The sequence below is a fragment of the Gordonia neofelifaecis NRRL B-59395 genome (assembly GCF_000192435.1).
In the GTDB taxonomy this organism is placed as follows: Bacteria; Actinomycetota; Actinomycetes; order Mycobacteriales; family Mycobacteriaceae; genus Gordonia; species Gordonia neofelifaecis.
Genome location: NZ_AEUD01000014.1, coordinates 48,656 through 69,143, shown reverse-complemented (window position 1 = coordinate 69,143; position 20,488 = coordinate 48,656). Strand labels below are relative to the sequence as shown.

At 68.7% G+C, this 20,488-nt stretch carries 20 protein-coding genes; 10 read left to right on the top strand and 10 right to left on the bottom strand.

Going from position 1 to position 20,488, the window contains the following annotated elements:
* Positions 1–7: 7 nt before the first annotated feature.
* From SCNU_RS15185 to serS, 4 genes are all read right to left on the bottom strand, one after another.
* Positions 8–1,015 (bottom strand): aldo/keto reductase, encoded by a 1,008-nt coding sequence (locus SCNU_RS15185; protein WP_009680276.1) that lies wholly within the window; start codon positions 1,013–1,015, stop codon positions 8–10.
* A gap of 13 nt (positions 1,016–1,028) precedes the next feature.
* A complete protein-coding gene (locus SCNU_RS15180) occupies positions 1,029–1,493 on the bottom strand; it encodes a MerR family transcriptional regulator (RefSeq protein ID WP_009680275.1) in 465 nt (154 codons plus the stop codon).
* A 124-nt stretch (positions 1,494–1,617) separates the two neighbouring features.
* Entirely contained in the window at positions 1,618–3,105 is a 1,488-nt protein-coding gene (locus tag SCNU_RS15175; protein WP_040518575.1) for an HNH endonuclease signature motif containing protein, read from the bottom strand.
* 141 nt (positions 3,106–3,246) lie between these two features.
* The gene (gene serS / locus SCNU_RS15170) at positions 3,247–4,500 is read right to left on the bottom strand and encodes a serine--tRNA ligase (RefSeq protein ID WP_009680273.1); all 1,254 of its coding nucleotides are present in this window, start codon (positions 4,498–4,500) and stop codon (positions 3,247–3,249) included.
* Positions 4,501–4,556: 56 nt separating this feature from the next.
* Between serS and SCNU_RS15165 the strand changes: the two genes are divergently transcribed.
* Together SCNU_RS15165 and SCNU_RS15160 are read left to right on the top strand one after the other, a co-directional pair.
* Positions 4,557–5,978, top strand: a complete 1,422-nt coding sequence (locus SCNU_RS15165; protein WP_009680272.1) for a septum formation family protein — start codon at positions 4,557–4,559, stop codon at positions 5,976–5,978.
* Position 5,979: 1 nt separating this feature from the next.
* On the top strand, positions 5,980–6,330 hold the full coding sequence (locus tag SCNU_RS15160; protein WP_040518573.1) for a metallopeptidase family protein: 351 nt from the start codon (positions 5,980–5,982) through the stop codon (positions 6,328–6,330).
* Positions 6,331–6,354: 24 nt separating this feature from the next.
* Here SCNU_RS15160 and SCNU_RS15155 read toward each other — a convergent pair whose 3' ends face one another.
* Positions 6,355–7,020: a histidine phosphatase family protein gene (locus SCNU_RS15155; protein ID WP_009680270.1), complete on the bottom strand. Its 666-nt coding sequence runs from the start codon at positions 7,018–7,020 to the stop codon at positions 6,355–6,357.
* A 1-nt stretch (position 7,021) separates the two neighbouring features.
* Positions 7,022–7,975 carry a prephenate dehydratase gene (pheA, locus tag SCNU_RS15150; RefSeq protein WP_009680269.1) on the bottom strand — a complete coding sequence of 318 codons (954 nt, stop codon included), beginning with the start codon at positions 7,973–7,975 and terminating at the stop codon, positions 7,022–7,024.
* Positions 7,976–8,119: 144 nt separating this feature from the next.
* On the opposite strand from pheA, the gene SCNU_RS15145 reads away from it, so the two are divergent.
* Positions 8,120–8,884, top strand: a complete 765-nt coding sequence (locus SCNU_RS15145; protein ID WP_009680268.1) for a DUF2470 domain-containing protein — start codon at positions 8,120–8,122, stop codon at positions 8,882–8,884.
* Between the two features lie 39 nt (positions 8,885–8,923).
* Positions 8,924–9,751 carry a CPBP family intramembrane glutamic endopeptidase gene (locus SCNU_RS15140; RefSeq protein WP_009680267.1) on the top strand — a complete coding sequence of 276 codons (828 nt, stop codon included), beginning with the start codon at positions 8,924–8,926 and terminating at the stop codon, positions 9,749–9,751.
* A gap of 194 nt (positions 9,752–9,945) precedes the next feature.
* On the opposite strand, the gene SCNU_RS15135 is transcribed toward SCNU_RS15140, so the two are convergent.
* From SCNU_RS15135 to SCNU_RS15125, 3 genes are all read right to left on the bottom strand, one after another.
* On the bottom strand, positions 9,946–10,617 hold the full coding sequence (locus tag SCNU_RS15135; protein ID WP_009680266.1) for a TetR/AcrR family transcriptional regulator: 672 nt from the start codon (positions 10,615–10,617) through the stop codon (positions 9,946–9,948).
* Complete coding sequence (locus tag SCNU_RS15130) at positions 10,604–12,181, bottom strand: Rieske 2Fe-2S domain-containing protein (RefSeq protein ID WP_009680265.1); 1,578 nt, start codon at positions 12,179–12,181, stop codon at positions 10,604–10,606. The genes SCNU_RS15135 and SCNU_RS15130 overlap by 14 nt, the downstream gene beginning before the upstream one ends.
* A 92-nt stretch (positions 12,182–12,273) precedes the next feature.
* On the bottom strand, positions 12,274–13,149 hold the full coding sequence (locus tag SCNU_RS15125; protein WP_009680264.1) for a TetR-type transcription factor C-terminal domain-containing protein: 876 nt from the start codon (positions 13,147–13,149) through the stop codon (positions 12,274–12,276).
* 170 nt (positions 13,150–13,319) lie between these two features.
* Here SCNU_RS15125 and SCNU_RS15120 point away from each other — a divergent pair, with 170 nt between their 5' ends.
* Positions 13,320–14,168 (top strand): SDR family oxidoreductase, encoded by an 849-nt coding sequence (locus SCNU_RS15120; protein ID WP_009680263.1) that lies wholly within the window; start codon positions 13,320–13,322, stop codon positions 14,166–14,168.
* Positions 14,169–14,201: 33 nt separating this feature from the next.
* Here the strand turns inward: SCNU_RS15120 and SCNU_RS15115 are convergent, their stop codons facing one another.
* Positions 14,202–14,786 (bottom strand): TetR/AcrR family transcriptional regulator, encoded by a 585-nt coding sequence (locus SCNU_RS15115; RefSeq protein WP_040518571.1) that lies wholly within the window; start codon positions 14,784–14,786, stop codon positions 14,202–14,204.
* A gap of 130 nt (positions 14,787–14,916) precedes the next feature.
* Between SCNU_RS15115 and SCNU_RS15110 the strand changes: the two genes are divergently transcribed.
* The 5 genes from SCNU_RS15110 (at position 14,917) to SCNU_RS15090 (ending at position 20,380) form a co-directional block, all read left to right on the top strand.
* Complete coding sequence (locus SCNU_RS15110; RefSeq protein WP_009680261.1) at positions 14,917–16,053, top strand: acyl-CoA dehydrogenase family protein; 1,137 nt, start codon at positions 14,917–14,919, stop codon at positions 16,051–16,053.
* Positions 16,054–16,268: 215 nt separating this feature from the next.
* On the top strand, positions 16,269–17,042 hold the full coding sequence (locus SCNU_RS15105; RefSeq protein WP_040518569.1) for a lysophospholipid acyltransferase family protein: 774 nt from the start codon (positions 16,269–16,271) through the stop codon (positions 17,040–17,042).
* Between the two features lie 2 nt (positions 17,043–17,044).
* Complete coding sequence (locus SCNU_RS15100) at positions 17,045–17,815, top strand: lysophospholipid acyltransferase family protein (protein ID WP_009680259.1); 771 nt, start codon at positions 17,045–17,047, stop codon at positions 17,813–17,815.
* Positions 17,812–18,648, top strand: coding sequence for an HAD family hydrolase (locus SCNU_RS15095; RefSeq protein ID WP_009680258.1), 837 nt, complete (start codon positions 17,812–17,814; stop codon positions 18,646–18,648). Before SCNU_RS15100 ends, SCNU_RS15095 begins: the two co-directional genes overlap by 4 nt.
* 124 nt (positions 18,649–18,772) lie before the next feature.
* Positions 18,773–20,380 carry a SpoIID/LytB domain-containing protein gene (locus SCNU_RS15090; RefSeq protein WP_009680257.1) on the top strand — a complete coding sequence of 536 codons (1,608 nt, stop codon included), beginning with the start codon at positions 18,773–18,775 and terminating at the stop codon, positions 20,378–20,380.
* The last annotated feature ends 108 nt before the right edge of the window (positions 20,381–20,488 follow it).

Here is a 20,488-nt window from a genome sequence, read left to right as displayed (position 1 = left end):
CGGGGAGTCACTCGCGTCCGGAGGAGATCCACGCGGGATCGGACACGATGTTGCGGGTACCGGAGACGAGTCCGGCGACCGAGTCGAGAGCGGTGACGGCGTCCGTGTCGAGGACGAGGTCGACGGATGCGGCGTTCTCGGCCAGCCGGGTGACGGACCGCGTACCCGGGATCGGCACCGTGGCGACTCCGGCACGACCGCCCGCCGCGAACAGCCAGGCCAGCGCGACCTGCGCGTTGGTCGCACCGAGTCGGTCCGCGACGCTCGACACCACGTCGAGGGCGCGCTGGTTGGCATCCCAGTTGTCGCCCATGCGCGCGGTGCCGCCGCGAACGTCGGACGCGACCTGTTCGCGGGTCAGGGTGCCCGTCAGGAAGCCGCGGCCGAGTGGCGAGTAGGGGACGAAGCCGACACCGAGTTCGGCGCACGCCGGTACGACATGCGCTTCGACGTCCCGCGACCACAGGCTCCACTCGCTCTGCACCGCGGCGATCGGATGGACGGCGACGGCGGCGCGCAACTCCGGCGCCGTGACCTCCGACAACCCGAGGTGCCGGACCTTTCCGGCGGCGACCAACTCGGCCATCGCGCCGACCGTCTCCTCGACGGGCACCGACGGATCGCGCCGGTGCAGGTACCACAGGTCGATGACGTCGGTACCCAGTCGCCGCAGCGATGCGTCGCACGCCTGGCGGACATACGCGGCGTCGCCTCGGGTGGGCCGATCGGGGTCGCCGGTGATGCCGAACTTGGTCGCCAGGGTGACCTCGGCGCGCCGGTCGGCGAGCAGTCGTGCGACCAGCCGTTCGTTGGTGCCCGCCGGGCCCGGTGCTCCCGGCTCGGGCTCGCCGTAGACGTCGGCCGTGTCGATCAGGGTGACGCCGTCGTCGACGGCCGCGTTCAGTACGGCGAGGGCGGCGGCGTCGTCGGTCCCGCCGTAGACGTGGGTGACCGCCATGGCGCCGAAGCCGAGGGCGGAGGTGACGAGGCCGTCGCCGAGGGTGGTGGTGTGCATATCGGTCTCCTGTTCAGTGAGAGTCGTCGGTGGGCGAATCGCCGGTGCGAGACTGGTCGGCGAGTTCGTCGGGATCGGTGATCTGCTGCTCGGTGCAGTCCAGACCGGCGTCGATGAGCCGTCGATAGTGGGCGATCTTGGCGTCGACGGCGCCCAGGTCGTCGACGAGTTCCCGGATACGGGATTCGATCTCCTCGCGGTGGTCCTCGAGCAGTCGCATTCGGCGGCCGTGGGTGCGGGCACCCTGGGCGACCATCGTCACGAAGTCGCGCATGTGCGCCACCGGCATCCCGGTGCGGCGGAGGCGGACGAGGAGGTCGATCATTCGGACGGTCGCGTCGTCGTACCGGCGGACGCCCGCCGAGGTCCGCGGCACCGCGGGGATCAGGCCCTCCGCCTCGTACCAGCGCAGGGTGTCGCGGGTGAGTCCGGTACGGGCGGAGACTTCGGCGATGGAGAGGCTGTCGTCTGTGGGCATGCAGTCACGCTATGACCTGGAGTGCACTCCAGCGCAAGGGTGAGACGGATGGACCGGCGTCGCGACCTCGGTACCCCCGGACGATTCGGGCGGCCGCGAGTCTCTGACGGGCAGGGTGTGCCGGTCAGGCGGCGGTGAGGGCGGTGAGGTGGGCCTCCGCGCGGGAGTCCTCCGGTGCCGGTGGGGCATGTGGCCCTTGATCGGGTAGCAGTTCCGCGTGGTGAATCTGGTTGACTCGCCATGCTTTCCGACCTCGGCCGCCGGTGATCGGTCGCCAGGCGACGCGTCCGGCGTGCGGCCCGTCGATGAGGATCATGGTCTCCCAGTCGCCGAGCGTCTTGCCGACGGACCGATTGTGCCGACCGCAGGCGGCTCCGAGGTGATCGATGTCGGTCGGGCCGCCGTCGGCGTAGTCCGGGAAATGGTGGGCTTCGGTGCGCGCGCACGGTGCGGTACAGCCGGGGGCGGTGCAGCCGCGGTCGCGGGCGAACAACATCAGACGCTGGGCCTTGGAGGCCAGGCGTCGTCCCCGCCCGAGATACAACGGCTGACCGGTGTGGTGGGAGAACACCGCCAGGTGCGGGGTCGCTGCGGCTGCCACCTCGACCAACTCCGCCACCGGCAGCCGTGTTCCGGTCGCTGTCAGCGCGACTCCGGCGTGCTCGCGCAGTTCTTTGTCGGTGACGGTGATGACCAGCTGCGACGACAACCGACCACCACTGGTGCTGGTTCCGGCGGCGGTCATCGCCCGCTCGGCATCCAGCAGCGCGACGAGCGCATCATGCCCGCGTTGCCCGGCGGTGCGATCATCCCGCTCAGCGGCCGCGGCCAACACAGCCGGGTCGGCCGCTTCTCGTGCTCCGCGTGGTGAGTCCGGGTCATCGGGATCGTTCATGCCCGGCGCCGCCCAGGACTCGAGCATGACCTCCAACCGGGCCCGCAACGCCGGAGTCAGCGACGCGGTGACCTTGCTCATCAACTGCCGGTCCTGCGGCATCAACGTGAACTTGCGGCGGCGTTGGCGGTCCCGCTCATCGGTCACCGATCCGTCCGGGTCCAGGTGGGCCAGGAGCCGGTGCCCGGCGATCCGGACCCCCTCCGGAGTCAACTCCCGCGCCACGACCGCCAGATGGGCCTCTGCACGTTCACGGGTCTCGGTGCCGACGGCGGCGGGAATCTTGTCCATGATCGCGTCGATCTCCCGCACATGCCCGACACCGATCGCACCGTCGGCGACCGCGGCCGCGGTGGCCGGACACACCGGCGGGAGTGTCTGTCCTTGCATGCCGGTGAACTGGCCGATCGCTGCCACACTGGTTCGGCGCCGCCGGGCTTCCCCGTCTCCCAGTCGCAGACCGGAGGACAGGAACTGATGCAGCGACAGGTAGCCGTCCCTGCGGTAGGCGCCCCGGTCGGAGACCTCCACCAACAACGCCGCATCCACCCCGTCGAACCGGCGGTGCACCCGCTCAACGGTCTCGGCGGTCTCGAGCAACTCGCCTTCGGTCGCGGCCGCGAACCCGGCAGCGGCGAGTTTGACAGTCGCCTGCTCGATCACGGCGGCCAAGGCGGCCGGGTCGTCCGGCAGCACCATCGCGGACTGTGCATCCATGCTGCTCCCCGCCCCTCCGGACCGACCCGCGTGATCGATCATGTCTCTGATCGTCGTTATGGGTGAACACTATCGCGCAGGTACGACAAAACCGTGGCCCGCGTTCAGGCGCTACTCGGACGGGGAACGAACGCAGCAGACCTACGGCGCCGTGATCCGCTCGACGCCGACGAACCGAGCCAGCTCGGGAGGAAGCACGACCGACCCGTCGGGCTGCTGGTGGTTCTCGAGGATCGCGACCAGCCAGCGAGTGGTGGCGAGGGTGCCGTTGAGGGTGGCGGCGGTCTGCGGTTTGCCGTTCTCGTCGCGGTAGCGGACCGAGAGCCGTCGCGCCTGGAAGGTCGTGCAGTTCGAGGTCGACGTCAGCTCGCGGTAGGTGCCCTGCGTCGGGACCCAGGCCTCGCAGTCGAACTTGCGGGCCGCGGAGCTGCCGAGGTCGCCGCCGGCGACGTCGATGACGCGGTACGGCACGTCGATGGCCGCGAGCATGTCCTTCTCCCAGCCGAGGATGCGCTGGTGCTCGGCCTCGGCGTCCTCGGGCTTGCAGTAGATGAAGCCCTCCACCTTGTCGAACTGATGGACGCGGATGATGCCGCGGGTGTCCTTGCCGTACGAACCGGCCTCGCGGCGGAAGCAGGTGGACCAGCCCGCGTATCGCTTCGGTCCGTTCGAGAGATCGAGGATCTCATCCTTGTGGTAGCCGGCCAGGGGGACCTCGGAGGTTCCGACGAGGTACAGGTCATCGTCGTCGAGGTGGTAGATCTCGTCGCTGTGCGCGCCCAGGAATCCGGTGCCGCCCATGATCTCCGGCTTCACCAGCACAGGCGGAATCATCAGCGTGAAGCCGTTCGCGGTGGCCTTGGCGGCGGCCATGTTGAGCAGGCCGAGCTGCAGCATCGCGCCGAGGCCGGTCAGGAAGTAGAACCGCGAGCCCGACACCTTGACGCCCCGGGCCATGTCGATGAGGCCGAGGCTCTCGCCGAGCTCGAGATGATCCTTCGGGTCGTCGATGGCGGTGGGCTCGCCGACGTGCTCGAGCACGATGTAGTCGTCCTCGCCGCCCGCCGGCGCCTCGGTGATGATGTTCGAGATCGCGCGATGAGCGGCCTGTGACGCGGCGTCGGCTTTGTTCTGCTTCGCGACGGCGGCCTTGACCTGGTCGGCCAGATCCTTGCCCTTGGCGAGCAGGGCGGCCTTCTCGTCGCCCGATGCCTTCCCGACGAGCTTGCCGAGCGACTTCTGCTCGGTGCGGAGCGCGTCGGCCTCGGAGATCGCCGAGCGACGCGCGGCGTCCGCGTCGAGGAGCTGGTCGACGAGGCCGGGGTCCTCGCCGCGGGCACGCTGGGAGGCACGGACGAGGTCGGGGTTCTCACGCACGATCTTCAGGTCGATCACATACTGAACCCTACTAGCGTGCCGTCTGGAGCGGCGAGCAGGCATGATGGAACGCGATGACTTCGAAGAGCGATCAACCGATGGATGACGGTCGCGGCGACGACGAGGCCCGGCCCGACGTCGCCGACGATACTGACGTCTGGGCGCCGGTCGGCGACGTCGAAGAGGATGCGCAGGTCACGGGGGAGCTTTCCGAGGTCGACGGGACCGCGGGGCAGACCGCGGAGCTCGGGGCCGTCCGCGACGGTTCCGATGCCGACGCGCCGGACGACGTGGAGGACGACGTCGAGGAGTGGGGCGTGGAGCCCGAGTCCGCTTACGACGACGCTCCGTACCGTGACGACGACCATCGCGATGATCTCGATCACGGTCTCGACCACGAAGGGGCTGACGGATCCGCCGACGAGACCGCGGCCACCCGCGTCCCGAAACGGTCGATGCGAATCGTCCTCGGCGCGATTCTGGTCGGTGCCCTGGTGGCGGGCGGCGTGATGCTCGCGACCGGTGTCTACAAGGACGTCGGTGACGTCGGCTCGTCGGTGATCGGCGAGGGATCGTCGGTTCAGCAGAACGACTTCACGCGGTCCGAGGCGGGCGACTGCCTCACCTGGAATGCGGACTCGCCGGGCGAGCCGACGGCGGTCACGTGCGATACGCCGCACCGATTCGAGGTCGCGGGCGTCCTGGACACCTCGAACTTTCCCACCACCGAGTTCTCGTCCGCGGCTCCGTGGCCCGGGGTGGAGCGCTTCGCCGAGATCCGCGACGAGAACTGCTCGGTGATCGTCGATCGCTACCTCGGCGGCGGACTGGACCCGCAGGGCCGGTTCTCGCCCGGGCTGATGTTCCCCTCGAAGGTGGAGTGGGAGAAGGGCGTGCGCAGCCTGCGGTGCGGCATCGAGCAGCCGGGCGCCAAGGGCGTCCAGGAGGAGTTCGTCGGGCGCGTCCGCGACGTCGATCAGTCGTTCACCTGGCCGGACGGCACCTGCATCGGAATCGATCCGGCCACCCGCAAGGCCACCAGCGGCGTGGTCAACTGCGCTGAGCCGCATGCCTTCCAGGTGACGGGCGGGGTGGATCTCTCGCAGCGGTTCGGCGGCCGTAACTCCGGCAAGCCGTGGCCCACCGTCGACGATCAGAACGAGTACCTCCGCGGGATCTGCCCGACCCAGACCAACAAGTTCTTCGGCGGGGCCCAGAAGTTCAAGGCGACGACGCTGAACGTGCAGTGGTCGGTGATCTCGGAGGTGAGCTGGCTGACCGGCAGCCGACGCGTGGTCTGCTACGCGGCGTTGCCGGACCGCGGCGGATTCGCCACGCTCGTCGGCGACGCGCGCACCGACTCGCTTCTCATCAACGGCAAGATCCCCACGCCTCCCGACGACGGTCCGCCGGGGCGCTCGGTCGGCGAGCCGGTGCCGTTGCCTCCGGGTTACACACCGAACGACGCACAGCTGCCCGCACCGGCGGGCGGCTGACGTGGCGCTGCGGATGTCGGAGCGGGCATTCGAGAACCTCGTCGGCGACGCGCTCGACCTCCTTCCGGAGGAGTTGATGCACGCGATGTCGAACGTGGTGATTCTGGTGCGACCGCACAACGACGACGACCCGACGATCCTCGGCCTGTATTCGGGCGTCGCGCTCACCGAGCGGACCACCGAGTACAGCGGCTTCCTGCCCGACACCATCGAGATCTACCGCGAGCCCCTGCTCGCGATGTGCGATTCGATTCCGCAGCTGCGCCGCGAGGTCGCGGTCACCGTGCTGCACGAGGTGGGTCATCACTTCGGCATCAGCGACGAGTGGCTGCACGCCAACGGCTGGGGCTGAGCGTGGGCGCCGGGCGGGGTCGGCTCAGCCCATCGGGTCCTCGTAGCCGGGTGCCGTCTCGGTGCCCTCTTCGGTCGGCAGTGCGGCGTCGCCCCAACGGCGCAGCACCCAGAGTCCGCCCTCGAACTCCAGCTCGACGGACCCGGTGTTGCTGAGGTAGTTCTTCATCGCGAACTCGGGGTCGAGCCGGGTCAGATGCGCGGCGATCAGGCGGATCGCCGCACCGTGGGACACCAGGTAAACGTCCTGCGCGTGCTCGCCTGTGAGGTATTTCGCCGCGAGCTCGTCGACGATCGGCAGGTACCGGTCGTGCAGCATCTCGAGGGACTCGCCACCGGGCAGTCGGGCGTCGAGGTCGCCCCGGTGCCAGCGCACCACGACGTCGTGGAACTGCTCGTGCGCCTCGCGATCACTGCGACCCTCGAGGTCGCCCACCTGGATCTCGTGCACGCCTTCGACGGTCTCGGTGGACGCGTCCCACACCGAACCGATCAGCTCAGCGGTCTGCTGGGCGCGGTTGGCGACCGAGTTCACCAGCACTGCCGACCGGTCGAGCGGATGCTCGAGCCCGAAACGAACGCCCTGGCGGGCGCCGAAATCGGTCAGCGAGGCACCGGGCAGTGCGGTGTCGAGCCGCTTGAGCACGTTCGACGTCGTCTCGCCGTGCCGGACCAGGTGAAGCCGTGCCATGTCAGATGTCTCCAAGCAGAAGGTGTTCGAACCATTCACGCGACGACTCGTGGTCGGGCGTCGCCGCGGCGGTGACGGTGAGGCGCGGGTCGATCGCCCACGACCCGAGGAACACCACGCGCTCCGCGGTGCGGTGCAGCGCGCGCAGTGCCTCGCCGACCGCGGCGTCGCGGACGTGGCCCCGGGCGTCGAGGTAGAAGCGGTACTGGCCCGATCCGCGGTCGCCGTGCGCCGGATCCGCGGCGCGCGGACGGGATTCGATCCGAGTCAGGTCGATGCCGCGCATCGCGAACTCGTTCATCGCCGCGACCAGGCTGCCGGGAGCGTTGGGCAGATCGAGCACCACCGAGGTGCGGTCGGCGCCGGTGGGTTCCGGCGGCACTCCGGGACGGCCGAGCAGCAGGAATCGGGTGACGGCGTCGTCGGAGTCCGCCACGCCCTCGGCGAGGGCGGTGAGTCCGTACATTCGGGCCGCGGCCGCCGTGGTCACGGCGGCATCCGCGTTGCCTTGCGAGACATCCCGCGCGGCACCGGAATTGGAGGTGGACACGACGATCTCGGCGTTCGGGAAACGTTCTTCGATGCTGCGGCGCACCTGCCCGGCGGCGACCGGGTAGGCCGCGACGGTCCGCACGTCGGCGGGGTCGAGCGGGGCGGCCGCAGCGACGGTGAAGGCGATGTCGAGCGCCACCTCGGCGTAGGCCTGGACGCGGGTCTGGTCGCCGCGCGGCACCAGCGCGTCCATCGTCGCGGGAACTGCGCCCTCGAGGGAGCTCTCGATCGGGACGCAGCCGAAGTCGGCGTCCCCGCAGCGAATCGATTCGATGACGGCCGGCGGATTGCTCACCGGGAGTTTGGTAGCCGCGGCCTCCGCGCCGCGGCGGCGCAAGAGAGTGTCGAGCGCCATCTCGGTGAACGTGCCTGCCGGGCCGAAGTACGCGTAGACGGACACCATTTCACAGTAGACGAGAGATCAGACGTGCGTCGGCGTCGGCACGACCGCGGCATGCGCCCCGAGTCGTTGACGGAAACCGACCGCCAAGTTAGGTTAGGGGAGTCTAAGTTAGGGTCCACTAATAGATTGCTTCCGGAGGTGGCTGTGAACACGATCCTCGCACCGTGCGACGCCGAGATGATTCAGACGGCGTGCCGTCGCGCCCACTCCGGCACCCTGTCGGTCAGCGCGCTGGACGCGGCGGCCGAGCCGCACGGATGCGACACGGTCGCGATGGTTCATCTGTTCGACAACGACGCCTTCCTCCTGGTCTCGGACGAGTCGCCTGCGCTTCAGACGCTACGTCGACAGGCGCCGGATCTGACGGCGATGGTCGAGGTCATCGATGTGGCGCCGGTGCAGATGCGCGAGCGAGTCCGCTCCTTGATCTGGCTGTCGGGGACCCTCCACGAGGTTCCCGCGCGGCTGGAGCGCGAGCTGGCGGTCGAGATCGCGGGCGATCATCCCGACGAACAACTCCTCGACGTCGGCCACGGTCGGACGCTGATCCGCCTGGCGCTCGAATCGGCGGTCATCGCGACCTCGACCGGCGCCGGTGGAGTGGAAGTGGACGCGATCGCCGCCGCCGAGCCGGACCTGTTCTGGGAGTACGAGACCGACTGGCTGGTGCATCTGGACTGCGACCATCAGGACTTGATCCATCAGTTGGCACAACGGCTGCCCGAGCATGTCCGCGGCGGCCGCGCGCGGCCTCTGGGGCTCGACCGCTTCGGCATCACCTTCCGCGTGGAGATCGGGAACCGGGACGAGGACGTGCGGATGCCGTTCGCGCGTCCGGTCTCGCGCATTCCGGAACTGTCGGCGGCGATCCACTCGCTGGCGCTGCACCCCTGCCTCGGTCGGGACTGAGCCCCCGCGCCGGAGTCGGCTGCCGCTACCGTTGGGGCGGTGACCACTGAGACCGGCGGCGTTCGCGGACTGATCCGCGCGTTCGTCCATCCACCGCCGGCGCCGGTGTCGCGGGTCGACGACCCGCGGGAACGACGGGCGATCGTCGTCGAGCTGGTGCTGGTCGGTGTCCTGACCTTCGGCTTCTCCGCCGTCTACGCGGCGCTGTCGTTGCTCGAACACGCCATGACGACGGGGGTCAGCGGCACCACGGTCGCGCTGAATCCGGCCGCGTCGACGGTCGCGGTGATCGACCTGATCCGACAGGTGATGAGTGTGGTCCGCCTGCTCGCGATCGGCGGATTGGGTGCCTATCTGTTGTGGCGCAGTGGAATCGGTCTGCGGCGGATCGGACTGGGCCGACCTTCGCGGGCAGATCTGCCGCCGTCCGTCGGGCTGGCCGCCGTGATCGGGCTGCCCGGACTGGCGCTGGTCGCCGTGTCGCAGGCGATGGGGTGGAACTCGGGCCTGGCGGTCGCGCCGGCCGACGACCTCTGGTGGCGAATCCCGGTGCTCGTTCTGAAGTCGTTCGGCAACGGGTTCGCCGAGGAAGTGGTCGTCGTCGGCTACTTCATGACGCGGCTGCGGCAGCTCGGGTCCGGACCGACTGGTGCGCTGGCGTGGTCGGCGTTCTTGCGCGGTGGATACCACCTGTATCAGGGCGCGGGCGCGGGAGCCGGAAACCTGATCATGGGTCTGGTGTACGGCCGGTGGTACCAGGCGACGAACCGGATCTGGCCGCTCGTCTTCGCGCATACGCTGATCGACACGGTCGCCTTCGTCGGCTACGCGGTATTGGTGAGGGCCGGACTGATCGGGGTCGCCTGACGCGGCGTTAGAGAAAGCGCGGCGCAGGTTTGAGGGGGGATGTAGAACTCAAATCCGCGCCGCGCCCCAGCGATCCGAGCAGCTCCCTCCCAAGAGCCCCGATTCCACCCGGACCGAGGTTGCGGTGTGAGACGCCAGCGTCTCAAAACCTAAGACGAATTTATCACGGGTGTGCGAACCCCGCACGGATGCGATCAGTCGATAGCTATCCGAATGAGGATGTCAGAGAGCAGATCCGCGATCTCGGAGCGGTCCGGACGCGGATCCGAGGTCCCCCAGCGATGAACAACCGAGGTCAGAGCCCCGATGAATGCCGTTGCGGCGTAATCGACGTCGCGGCCGGTGGTCCCGGGGACCAACGAAATCGTGTCGGCGATGAACTTGGCCCATGTCACACGACCGGCGAGCCGGTGCGCCTCGACCGCCGCGGAGACGCCGCCGACCTCGATGAAGGAGCATCGGATCGCCCTCGGATCGGTCGCGATCGCCTCGATGTAGGCGTCGACCGCCGCACGCGCCGCCTCGCGCGGCGTGGGGGAGTCGAGCGCCAGGACGGCTTCGACGACGGTGGTCCGCGCCCGGTTCTGGATCTCGTCGTAGATCTCGGTGAGGAGCTCTTCGCGGCCGCTGTACTCCTCGTAGAACTGCCTGCGCGAGAGGCCGGCTTCGGCGCAGAGGGCGGTCACCGTCACCGACGAGAAACCGAGCGTGCCGAACAGCTCGAGGCCGGCGGTGCGGAATCGCTCGCGACGCTCTGCTCGACGTTCGGCGACGGTGCGGCCGGCATACGACCGTTTGCTGCCGCCGGCGCCGGCCCCGGTACCCGCGGTGCCGGTACCCGCCGCGCTCAGGCTAGGGCTCGGCACGCTGTGCTCGCAGCTCGTGGCCCTTCGACGTCAGGCAGCGCCCGCTCTCCAGGTCCCACTGCCAGCCGTGCAGGTTGCAGGTGAGTTTCTGTCCCTCGATCACGCCGAACTTGCTCAGGTCGGCCTTCAGGTGCGGGCACCGCCGCTGGATCTCCCAGCCGTCCAGCTCGATCGAGGCCGAGTCGTCGTGGGCCTCGGAGAACCAGCCGTCGGCGTACGCGATGCGCTCGTCGGTGAGGCATTTGAAGAAGGTGTAGAGGTACTCGTTGTAGCCGCCGATGCGCCAGGTGGTGAATCGGGTCGACAGGAAGATCGTGTTGACCCAGTCGGGCTCGTCGTCGCGCAGCACCGTCCGCACCAGCTCCGGCGCGATGCGGAAGCCGTAGCGGTACTTGCCGTCGCCCTCTTCGCGCATCCGGACGGTCCGCTTCGGGAAGTCGAGCACGTAGGTGTCGTCTCCGACCACCAGCCCGACCGGGTAGCCGATGCCGTCGCAGATCAGGTCCGACTGCTTCATGATCGGCTCGAACTTCCCCCGGAGCGGCTCGAGCAGCGACGGGCCGTCCGGCGCCGCCCACGTGGCTTTCTGGGCGGCGATGACCGGAGCGAACTTCTCCTTCATCGACTCCAGGTACGCCTTCTTGTTCTCGCCGAACACGGTCTCCGGCGGGTACGGGTGCCCGATCTCGCGGAGCTCCGCGCCGGCGAAGTCCGCCACCGATCCGGAGACCATCATCAGGCCGCGGTGCTTCACGCCGTCGTCGGTGCCGTGCACGCGCATCTGCTCCAGGAACTCGGCCTGGTCGGGGAAGATGCTCGCCTTGTCCGCGTCGCTGCCGGTGTTGAAGTCGTTGAGAACGAACAGGTCGTCGTCCAGGAACATCGGCGGTCCGGCCGACGGCACCACCCAGGTCGCGCCGACCTGCTCGATGTACGAGCGCGCCCGGTCCATGCCGCGCTGGCGCTTCTGCATCGCGAAGTTCGCCTTCGACTTGCGCGGGATGTCGTAGACCATCGGGTACCAGATGGCGCCCGAGTACTGCAGCAGATGCACGTCCACGCGGCCGAACTCCTCGGTGACCACGTCGAGGTCGATCGGGCGGGCGTCGTTCATGTTGAAGCAGACCGTCTCGCCGTCGTCGACGATGAGCCCGGAGTCGCCGATGGGGCCGTCGGCCGGGGCGCGCAGCGCGATGATCATGACATCGAGGTCGCCCTTGGGCCCGGAGACGGTGTGCTTCTTCGAGTCGTCGGTCTCGACGAACTTGCTGAAGCCGAGTCGTTCGAGCTCACGGCGCAGGTCCGGCACCGGGTAGTCGGGCAGCAGCACCGTGGCGTCCTTGTTCACGTTGTCGAGCAGATTCTGCTCGTCGTAGTGGTCGCGGTGCAGATGTGAGACATAGAGGTAGTCGCAGTCGCCGAGTGTCTTCCAGTCCAGTTCGGAGTTGTCCGGGAACGGCACCCACGACGCGAAGTACGCGGGGTTGACCCAGGGGTCGCAGAGGATGGATCCGGCTGCGGTCTGGATGTGGAATCCGGCGTGGCCGATGCTGGTGATCTGCACGGTGCTGCCTTTCGGGTAGCGCAGGAGCTGTCGTTTCAGGGTATCGCCGACCGGGGGCGCCGGTGAGAGCAGATGGTCCGTGACGGTCGTCGCTATCGCAGTTCGGAGCGCATGAGGTCGAGAGCGAAGCCGACGTACAACTGGGCCACCTGTTCGGGCGAGAGCTGCCCTCCGGGGCGCCACCAGCCGGAGATGGCGGTGCACATCGTCACGACGGCGCGCGACGCCTCATGCGGATGATCGGGACGGAAGACGCCGTCACGCACGGCGGCGGCGACCTCGTCGTCGACCATGTGCTGCAGATCAGTGCGGCGACCGGCGATCCGGCGGCGGTTCTCCGGTTCCAGACTGCGCAGCTCGCTGGTCCCGATGAACGCCAGGTCCCGGCGGTAGGTGTGGAGCAGAGCGAGGTGCTCGACGAGGAATCGGAACCGTTCGACGGGGGTTCGGCCGTCGGCCCGGGCCATCGCGCCGCGATCGGTTGCGGCAGCGACGGCGAGCTCCTGCAGGGTCATCAGAATCTGCTGCTTGCCGTCGAAACGCACGTACAGCGCGGAGGCGGTGCTTCCGCACCGGCGAGCGATGCTCCGGATGGTCGCGCCGTGATAGCCGACCTCGACGATCTCATCGAGTGCGGCGGCGAGCACCGGGTCGAGGACGAGCGGGTCGTACCTGCGCCAGTCGCCGTCCTCGGGGAGGATGCCGACGGCGACCGGTCTCGGGTGTGGCTTCGGCGTGGGAGTCTCGTCGGTCAGCAGATCGGTGATCTCCAGTCCCAGTGCGTCGGCGATCTCGGCGAGTCGTGCGACACGCAGCCCGGTCCGGCCGTTCTCGATCAGGCTCAGCGTCGCGGTGCTGACGCCGATCGCCGCGGCGATCTCACGCAGGGTCCGGCCCCGAGCCGTCCGCGCGGCGCGGATTCGCCTGCCCAGATCGGTGTCGGTGACGGGAGTCGGAACTGCATCCATGAGTTTAAGAATATTGGAACCGAGAGGATGATTCCAGGCGATTACCGGTCGAATTTAAGAGCTTCTAAAACTGGCGTTGACCTCGTATAACTGGTGGTTGACGCATGTCGCGAGGTCTTCTAGGTTCGGCTCACGGGGAACGAACGATTGATCTAAAGAGAGGTTTGGGAATGACGAACTCGAATTCATTGCAGGGCAAGACGCTCATCATCTCCGGCGGCGGCCGGGGCATCGGCGAGGCCGTCGCGGTCCGCGCGGCTCGCGACGGCGCGAACGTCGCACTCCTGGCGAAGACCGCCGAGCCGCATCCCAAGCTGCCCGGAACGGTCTACACGGCTGCCGCGGCGATCGAGCAGGCGGGCGGGCACGCGCTGCCGATCGTCGGAGACGTGCGGGATGAGGTGGCTGTCGCCGATGCGGTCGCGCAGACCCTCGAGCGGTTCGGCGGCGTCGACATCGTCGTGAACAACGCGTCCGCGATCGATCTGGCGCCCACCGCCGAGATCTCGATGAAGAAGTACGACCTGATGCAGGACATCAACTCGCGTGGCACCTTCGCGCTGTCCAAGACCGCGATTCCGCACCTGAAGAAGTCCGCGAACCCGCACATCCTCACGTTCTCGCCGCCGGTCGATCTGGCGCCCGAATGGTTCGATCGGACGGGAGCCGCTTACACGCTGTCGAAGTTCGGCATGACGATCTTGACGCTGGGTCTGGCACGTGAGCTCCGCGGTGACGGGGTCGCCGCCAACACCCTGTGGCCGCGGACGTCGATCGCGACCGCGGCGGTCCGGAATCTGCTCAGCGCCGAGATGCTCAAAGGTGCGCGGACGGCGGAGATCATGGCCGACGCCGCGTACTCGATCCTGACCAAGCCCGCCGGTGACTTCACCGGCCAGAGCCTGATCGACGACGATGTGCTCGCCGCGGAGGGCGTCACCGACTTCGCGAAGTATCGCGCCGCATCCGGCGAGGGCCCGCTGGAACTCGACTTCTGGATGACCTGGCCGCAGCGTTGATCTCGTTCGAAACAGTGGTCGGGTCGAGCGGCGTCAGGCGCTGATCCCGCGAGTGAGGATCGCTGCCAGCTCGCGATAGGCGCCCGCGTCGTCGAGACCGGTGGCGCCGCGCACCGCGCCCTGCTGTATCCGGACCATGGTGGTCGCGGCGAGGTCGGCGGCGAACGCGGCGTGAACGTCGCGGAACTCGCCGGCGGCGACGCCCTCGTCGATCAGCTCTTTCACGCGGCCCGCCGCGATCCGGGTGTTCTGTTCGTAGGCCTCGCGTGCCGGGGCGAAGGCCGCGAGGTCGGAGAGGAACCGGGGTGATGCGTTCGCGAGCGTGTCGCCGACGGCGGCCAGGTATGCGGTGATCTTCGCGCGCGAGGTTCCGGCTTCGGCGACGGCGGCCTCGACGTCGTCGGCGGCGCGGCGGAAGAAGTGGATGGTGGTGGCACGGACGAGCTCGCCCTTGCTGGAGGCGAGGGTGTACAGGGTGGACTTGGAGCAGCGCAGCCGCGCGGCGATGGCGTCGAGCGTGAAGTGGGCGAAGCCCTCGGCCAAGAACATCGCCAGGAGTTCGTCGAAGAGCTGCGAGCGGCGCCGGGTGGCGAAGTCGGAGTCGGTCGGCGCGGACATGACTCGCATAGTACTGGTCGATCCCTTGTAGTACTGCTCCGTCGACAGTACTCTGGCATTGATTCCAGTACTGCTCGTCGATACGACGACTGCGCCCGACCCGATGACCGATCCGACGATGGAGACCCCGGTGCCCGTTGACCGCCTGCTGCCGACCGAAGAAGCCCGCGATCTGATCGACCTGACCCGCGACATCGCCGACAAGGTGCTGGCGCCCATCGTCGACGAGCATGAGAAGGCGGAGAAGTACCCAGAGGGTGTCTTCGCGAAGTTGGGGGAGGCCGGGCTCCTCAGCCTCCCGTATCCGGAGGAGTGGGGCGGCGGCGGTCAGCCGTACGAGGTGTACCTGCAGGTCCTCGAGGAGATCGCGGCCCGGTGGGCGGCCGTCGGCGTCGCGGTCAGCGTGCATAGTCTGGCCTGTCACCCGCTGTTCGCGTTCGGCACGCGTGAGCAGCAGGAGAAGTGGCTGCCCGAGATGCTCGGCGGCGCGACCGTCGGCGCCTACAGCCTTTCCGAGCCGCAGGCGGGATCGGACGCCGCCGCACTGGCCTGCCGGGCCGAGGCCGTCGGCGACGACTACCGGATCACCGGGGAGAAGGCGTGGATCACCCACGGCGGCATCGCCGACTTCTACAACCTGTTCGCCCGGACCGGTGACGGCTCCAAGGGCATCTCCTGCTTCCTGGTGCCGGACGGCACCGAAGGACTCAGCTTCGGCCGGCCCGAGGAGAAGATGGGCCTGGCCGCCGTCCCGACGACGTCTGCGCGCTACGACGGCGCGCTGGTGCCCGCCGAGCGGCGGATCGGCGCCGAGGGACAGGGGCTGCAGATCGCGTTCAGCGCCCTGGACTCCGGACGACTGGGCATCGCGGCGGTCGCGACCGGCATCGCCCAGGCGGCCCTCGACGAGGCCGTCGCCTATGCAAAGGAACGGGAGACGTTCGGCCGCAAGATCATCGACCACCAGGGGCTCGGCTTCCTGCTCGCCGACATGGCCGCGGCGGTCGACTCGGCGCGCGCCACCTACCTGGACGCCGCCCGTCGGCGCGACGCCGGCCTGCCGTACTCGCGGAACGCGTCCGTCGCGAAGCTGGTCGCGACCGACGCCGCGATGAAGGTCACCACCGACGCCGTCCAGGTGTTCGGCGGCAACGGGTACACCCGCGACTTCCGCGTGGAGCGCTTCATGCGCGAAGCCAAGATCACGCAGATCTTCGAGGGGACCAACCAGATCCAGCGTCTGGTGATCAGCCGCTCGCTCGCCTGACGCGGGTCGACGGAGTCCTGCGATGTCACGGCCGATGACTGGGCCGTGTTGCGAAAGTCCCTTTGCCTGTCTCGGCGGCCCGATGAACGCCTGGCAGCGTTGTCGTCGGTCGACATAGCTGCCGCTATGCCTCCCTCCTCCGCCTTGCCAGCCGTCCATCGGATCCACCGATCCAAGGCAGTGGACTTTCCCAACACGGCCTAAGCTCTTCTGACATGGAACCCGTGTACGCCGGAGTCGTGTCCACCGCCCGTATGCTCTGGCTCGCCCAGGGCTTGAAGTTCGAGATCTCCGGCGTGGAGAACATGCCGACCGACGGTCCAGGCGTGGTCGCCATCAACCACACCGGGTACCTCGACTTCACCTTCGCGGGCATCCCGGCTTTCCTTCACAAGCCGAAGCGCTACGTCCGCTTCATGGCGAAGAAGGAGGTCTTCGACAATGCGATCGGTGGACCGATCATGCGTTCGCTCAAGCACATTCCGGTCGATCGCGCGAACGGGGCGCAGAGCTACCAGGACGCCGTCGACTACCTGAAGCGCGGAGAACTGGTCGGCGTCTACCCGGAGGCGACGATCAGTCGCAGCTTCGAGCTCAAGGAGTTCAAGTCGGGTGCCGCGCGGATGGCGCTCGAGTCGGGTGCGCCGCTGCTTCCGACCATCATCTGGGGCGCCCAGCGGATCTGGACCAAGGGACATCCGCGAGCACTCGGACGCACCGGCTACAAGATCATGGTCGGAGTGGCCGAGCCGATCGCGCCCGAGGGCACGCCCGAGCAGCTGACCCAGCAGCTCTTCGACTCGATGCGGGCCAAGCTGACCGAACTCCAGGATGCGTACGGCGAGTACCCGGCGGGTGAGTTCTGGGTGCCCGCGGCCCGCGGCGGCGGTGCGCCGACGCTGGATGAGGCGAACGCGATGGATGTGGCCGACGCCGCGGCGAAGGCCGCCAAGCGCGCCGAGCGCGAGCAGTCCGGGGACGCGGACTGACCATGGAGCCGGTGTATCGGACCCTCGAGACGATCGCCGGGTCGATCATGCTGGCGCAGGGCGTCCGACGTCGCTACTTCGGTCTCGACCACGTGCCGACGTCGGGCGGCGGGGTGGTCGTCGTCAACCACACCGGGTACGCCGACTTCATTCCGGCCGGGTTGGGTCTGCATCGGCGGGGGCGTCGCGGTCGATATCTCATCAAGTCCGAGGTGATGGACATCGGCATCATGCGATTCCTGGTGCACCACGCGAAGGCCGTTCCGGTGGACCGCTCCGCGGGAGGCGAGGCCTACCGCGCCGCCGTCCAGGCCCTGCGCGCCGGGGAGTTGATCGTCGTCTACCCGGAGTCGACCATCAGCCGGAGCTTCGAGCTCAAGGAGTTCAAGTCCGGCGCGGTCCGGATGGCCGCGGAGGCCGGCGTGCCGGTGATCCCGACGATCGTCTGGGGTGCGCAGCGGCAATGGACCAAGGGCGCGAAGCGCCGGATCGGCAGGCATCGCGTGCCGATCGACATCGAGTTCGGCCGGCCGATGACGTTTCCCCCGGCGGGCGATGCGGAGATCGGCACCGAGCAGCTCAGAGCGGTGATGACGGATCTGCTCCACCGTGTGCAGGATCGCTATCCGGAGGCGCCCGCGGGGGCCGACTGGCTGCCCGCCCGACTCGGCGGAAGTGCGCCGACACCGGCGCAGGCGCTGGTGATCGAGGACGCCGAGGCGGCGGAGAAGGCCCGGCGACGGGCGGAGAAGCAACGGAAGAAGGCCGGATGACGCCCCAGTTCGGACCGCCGTCGATGATCGCGTCCGACGTCGACGGCACGTTGATCGACGACCGCGACCGGATCACGCCGCGCACGACGGCCGTCCTCGAGCGGGCCCGCCGCCGCGGCGTCGAACTGGTGCTGGCGACGGGCCGTCCGCCGCGCTGGATCCCCGAGATCACCGACCAGCTGGCGGACGGCCCCGCGGCGATCCGCTACGCGGTGTGCGCGAATGGCGCGATCGTCTACGACGTCCGGGCCGATCGGGTGCTGCACGTCGCGGCGCTGGCCCCGGAGACGCTCGCCCGGCTCGCCGATATCTGCGGTGAGGTGCTTCCGGGGTGCGGGCTCGCCGCCGAGCGCGCCGGAGCGTCGGCCTACGACGCCGCGACCGCGCCGTTCGTCGCGACTCCGGGCTACCAGCATGCGTGGCTCAACCCCGACCACGTGTACGTCAGCCAGGCGGAGGTGGCGTCCGAGCCCGCGGTGAAGCTGCTCGCCCGGATGCCGGGCATGTCGTCGCGGGCGATGGCCGATGCGGTCTCCGCGCATGTGGGCGACCTGGCCGAGATCACCTTCTCGATCGATACCGGGCTGGTCGAGTTCTCCGTCCCCGGAACGCATAAGGCGGCGGGACTGGCCTGGCTCGTCGAGCACACCGATGTCGATGGCCGGGCGCCGATCGCGTTCGGCGACATGCCCAACGACGGCGAGATGCTGCGCTGGGCCGCCCACGGGGTCGCGATGGGCCACGGCGACCGCGCGGCGATCGACGCCGCCGACGAGGTGACGACGTCGAATCTGGACGACGGCGTCGCTGCCGTCCTCGAACGCTGGTTCTAAAAGCGTGACTCGGTTGTGACCGTGTGAACTTGTCGTGCCCTCGATCGAGTCACTACTGTCACAGAAGTCCCATTAGTCACACGGGCCACATGTGTTCAGTGGTCATGCCATAAGGGGTTATGCAGTGCCGAATGTTCGACCGAGCCGAGCCAAGAAGCGAACTCTGACCTTCGCCGCACTGGGGCTGGCGCCCGCGCTGCTCGCGGGTGGTCTGGTCGTCGGCGGCACCGACGTGTTCTCCGCCGACCGGGTGTCCCTGTCGGCGGACACGCCGATCGTCCTGGACGGGCATGGACACGGACACGGGCGTGGCCTCGGCCAATGGGGTGCGTACGGCTACGCGAAGCAGGGATGGTCGGCCGACCGGATCCTGCAGCACTATTACGGCAATACAGCCGCGGGGAAGGTGAGCACCCCCGACGTCACCGTCTCGCTCAGCGAGAAGGCGTCGGTCGGTGTTCATGCGGCTGCCGGAATGCGCGTAGGCACGCAGATGGTCGCGCCCGGACAGGCGGTCAGCCTGTCCGGGGGCACGGCCACCATCACCAACGGCTGCGGCGGCTCGGTCGTCAGCACCGTCCCGGCCACCCAGGTGGACCCGATCACTCCGGGCACCAATCGGCCGGACCAGGAACTTCTGACTTTCTGCAACGGCGGCGACAAGTATCGCGGCTCCATCGGCGTCGGCCCCGGCGGCGTCTACAACAAGTTGCACGTCGACGACTACGTCAAGGGCGTCATCCCCAAGGAATCGATGCCGTCGTGGGGCGACTCCGGCGGGTTCGAGGCGCTCAAGGCACAGGCAGTCGCCGCGCGCTCGTACGTGCTCGCGGGGCTGGCCGCGGGCCGCAAGATGGACAACACTCAGGCGTCTCAGATGTACCACGGAGCCTCCGGGGAGGATCCGCGCACCAACCGCGCCGCCGACGCGACGGCCGGACAGATCAGGATGCTCAACGGCAAGCCCGCGCTGACCGAGTTCTCCGCGTCGACCGGCGGCTACACCGCGGGCGGGCTCTTCCCGGCGGTCCGGGACGACGGCGACGCGATCGCGCCCGCACACTCGTGGACCGCGACGGTCAGCGCGTCGAGCGTGGCGTCGGCCTTCGGAGTCGGCTCGCTCAAGAGCTTCGAGGTCATCGAGGCCAACGGTCTGGGTCAGGGCAGCGGTCGCGTCATCAAGGTGCGGGTCGTCGGCACCGGCGGCACCGTCGAGGCCAGCGGCAACGACGCGCGGGTGAAGCTCCAGCTGAAGTCGGACTGGTTCTCCGTGAAGGGCCAGAAGTCGATGCCCAAGATCGTGAAGCCGCCGGTGGGTCCCGATGCACCGGGTGGCGGCGGACTGCTCGACCTGAGCCCGCTGAATGCTCTGCTCAGCCAGGTGGCTCCGGGCCTGGCGGTGGTCGGGTTGCCCGACGTGACCGGCCTGATCGGTCAGGTGACGCCCGTCGTCGAGCAGATGATCGCGGAGGGGATGAAGGAACTCGGCACCAAGCAGGTGAGCATGGAGCGAAGCGACAACTCGCAGGGCTCCACCGGAACGGTGGCGAAACCCGAACTGCTCACCGATGGCAAGGGGATGCCGGGTCTGGTGCAGGTGCTGGAGAACGGCGTCCTCTACTTCAGCCCCGCGACCGGCGCGCACGCCCTGATGGGCCAGGCGCTCACGGACTTCTTGAACGCAGGCGGACTGGCGAAGCTGGGCTTCCCGACCCAGGACGGACTCGGCTGAGCCGTCTGCCGGAGATCTGACGACCTGTGCCGTTCTGCGGGCCCCGAATCGGGCTCCGCAGAACGGCACGAGTCGTCGGCGGACGTCCGTCCGTCCGGACGAATCTCA

What these genes read in the sequence shown, in the direction of transcription:
- SCNU_RS15175 (WP_040518575.1), bottom strand. Translation starts at nt 3,105, where the DNA reads ATGGATGCACAGTCCGCGATGGTGCTGCCGGACGACCCGGCCGCCTTG.
- SCNU_RS15115 (WP_040518571.1), bottom strand. Translation starts at nt 14,786, where the DNA reads ATGTCCGCGCCGACCGACTCCGACTTCGCCACCCGGCGCCGCTCGCAG.
- SCNU_RS15165 (WP_009680272.1), top strand. Translation starts at nt 4,557, where the DNA reads ATGACTTCGAAGAGCGATCAACCGATGGATGACGGTCGCGGCGACGAC.
- SCNU_RS15095 (WP_009680258.1), top strand. Translation starts at nt 17,812, where the DNA reads ATGACGCCCCAGTTCGGACCGCCGTCGATGATCGCGTCCGACGTCGAC.
- SCNU_RS15120 (WP_009680263.1), top strand. Translation starts at nt 13,320, where the DNA reads ATGACGAACTCGAATTCATTGCAGGGCAAGACGCTCATCATCTCCGGC.
- SCNU_RS15155 (WP_009680270.1), bottom strand. Translation starts at nt 7,020, where the DNA reads ATGGCACGGCTTCACCTGGTCCGGCACGGCGAGACGACGTCGAACGTG.
- SCNU_RS15105 (WP_040518569.1), top strand. Translation starts at nt 16,269, where the DNA reads ATGGAACCCGTGTACGCCGGAGTCGTGTCCACCGCCCGTATGCTCTGG.
- SCNU_RS15100 (WP_009680259.1), top strand. Translation starts at nt 17,045, where the DNA reads ATGGAGCCGGTGTATCGGACCCTCGAGACGATCGCCGGGTCGATCATG.
- SCNU_RS15185 (WP_009680276.1), bottom strand. Translation starts at nt 1,015, where the DNA reads ATGCACACCACCACCCTCGGCGACGGCCTCGTCACCTCCGCCCTCGGC.
- pheA (WP_009680269.1), bottom strand. Translation starts at nt 7,975, where the DNA reads ATGGTGTCCGTCTACGCGTACTTCGGCCCGGCAGGCACGTTCACCGAG.
- SCNU_RS15180 (WP_009680275.1), bottom strand. Translation starts at nt 1,493, where the DNA reads ATGCCCACAGACGACAGCCTCTCCATCGCCGAAGTCTCCGCCCGTACC.
- SCNU_RS15125 (WP_009680264.1), bottom strand. Translation starts at nt 13,149, where the DNA reads ATGGATGCAGTTCCGACTCCCGTCACCGACACCGATCTGGGCAGGCGA.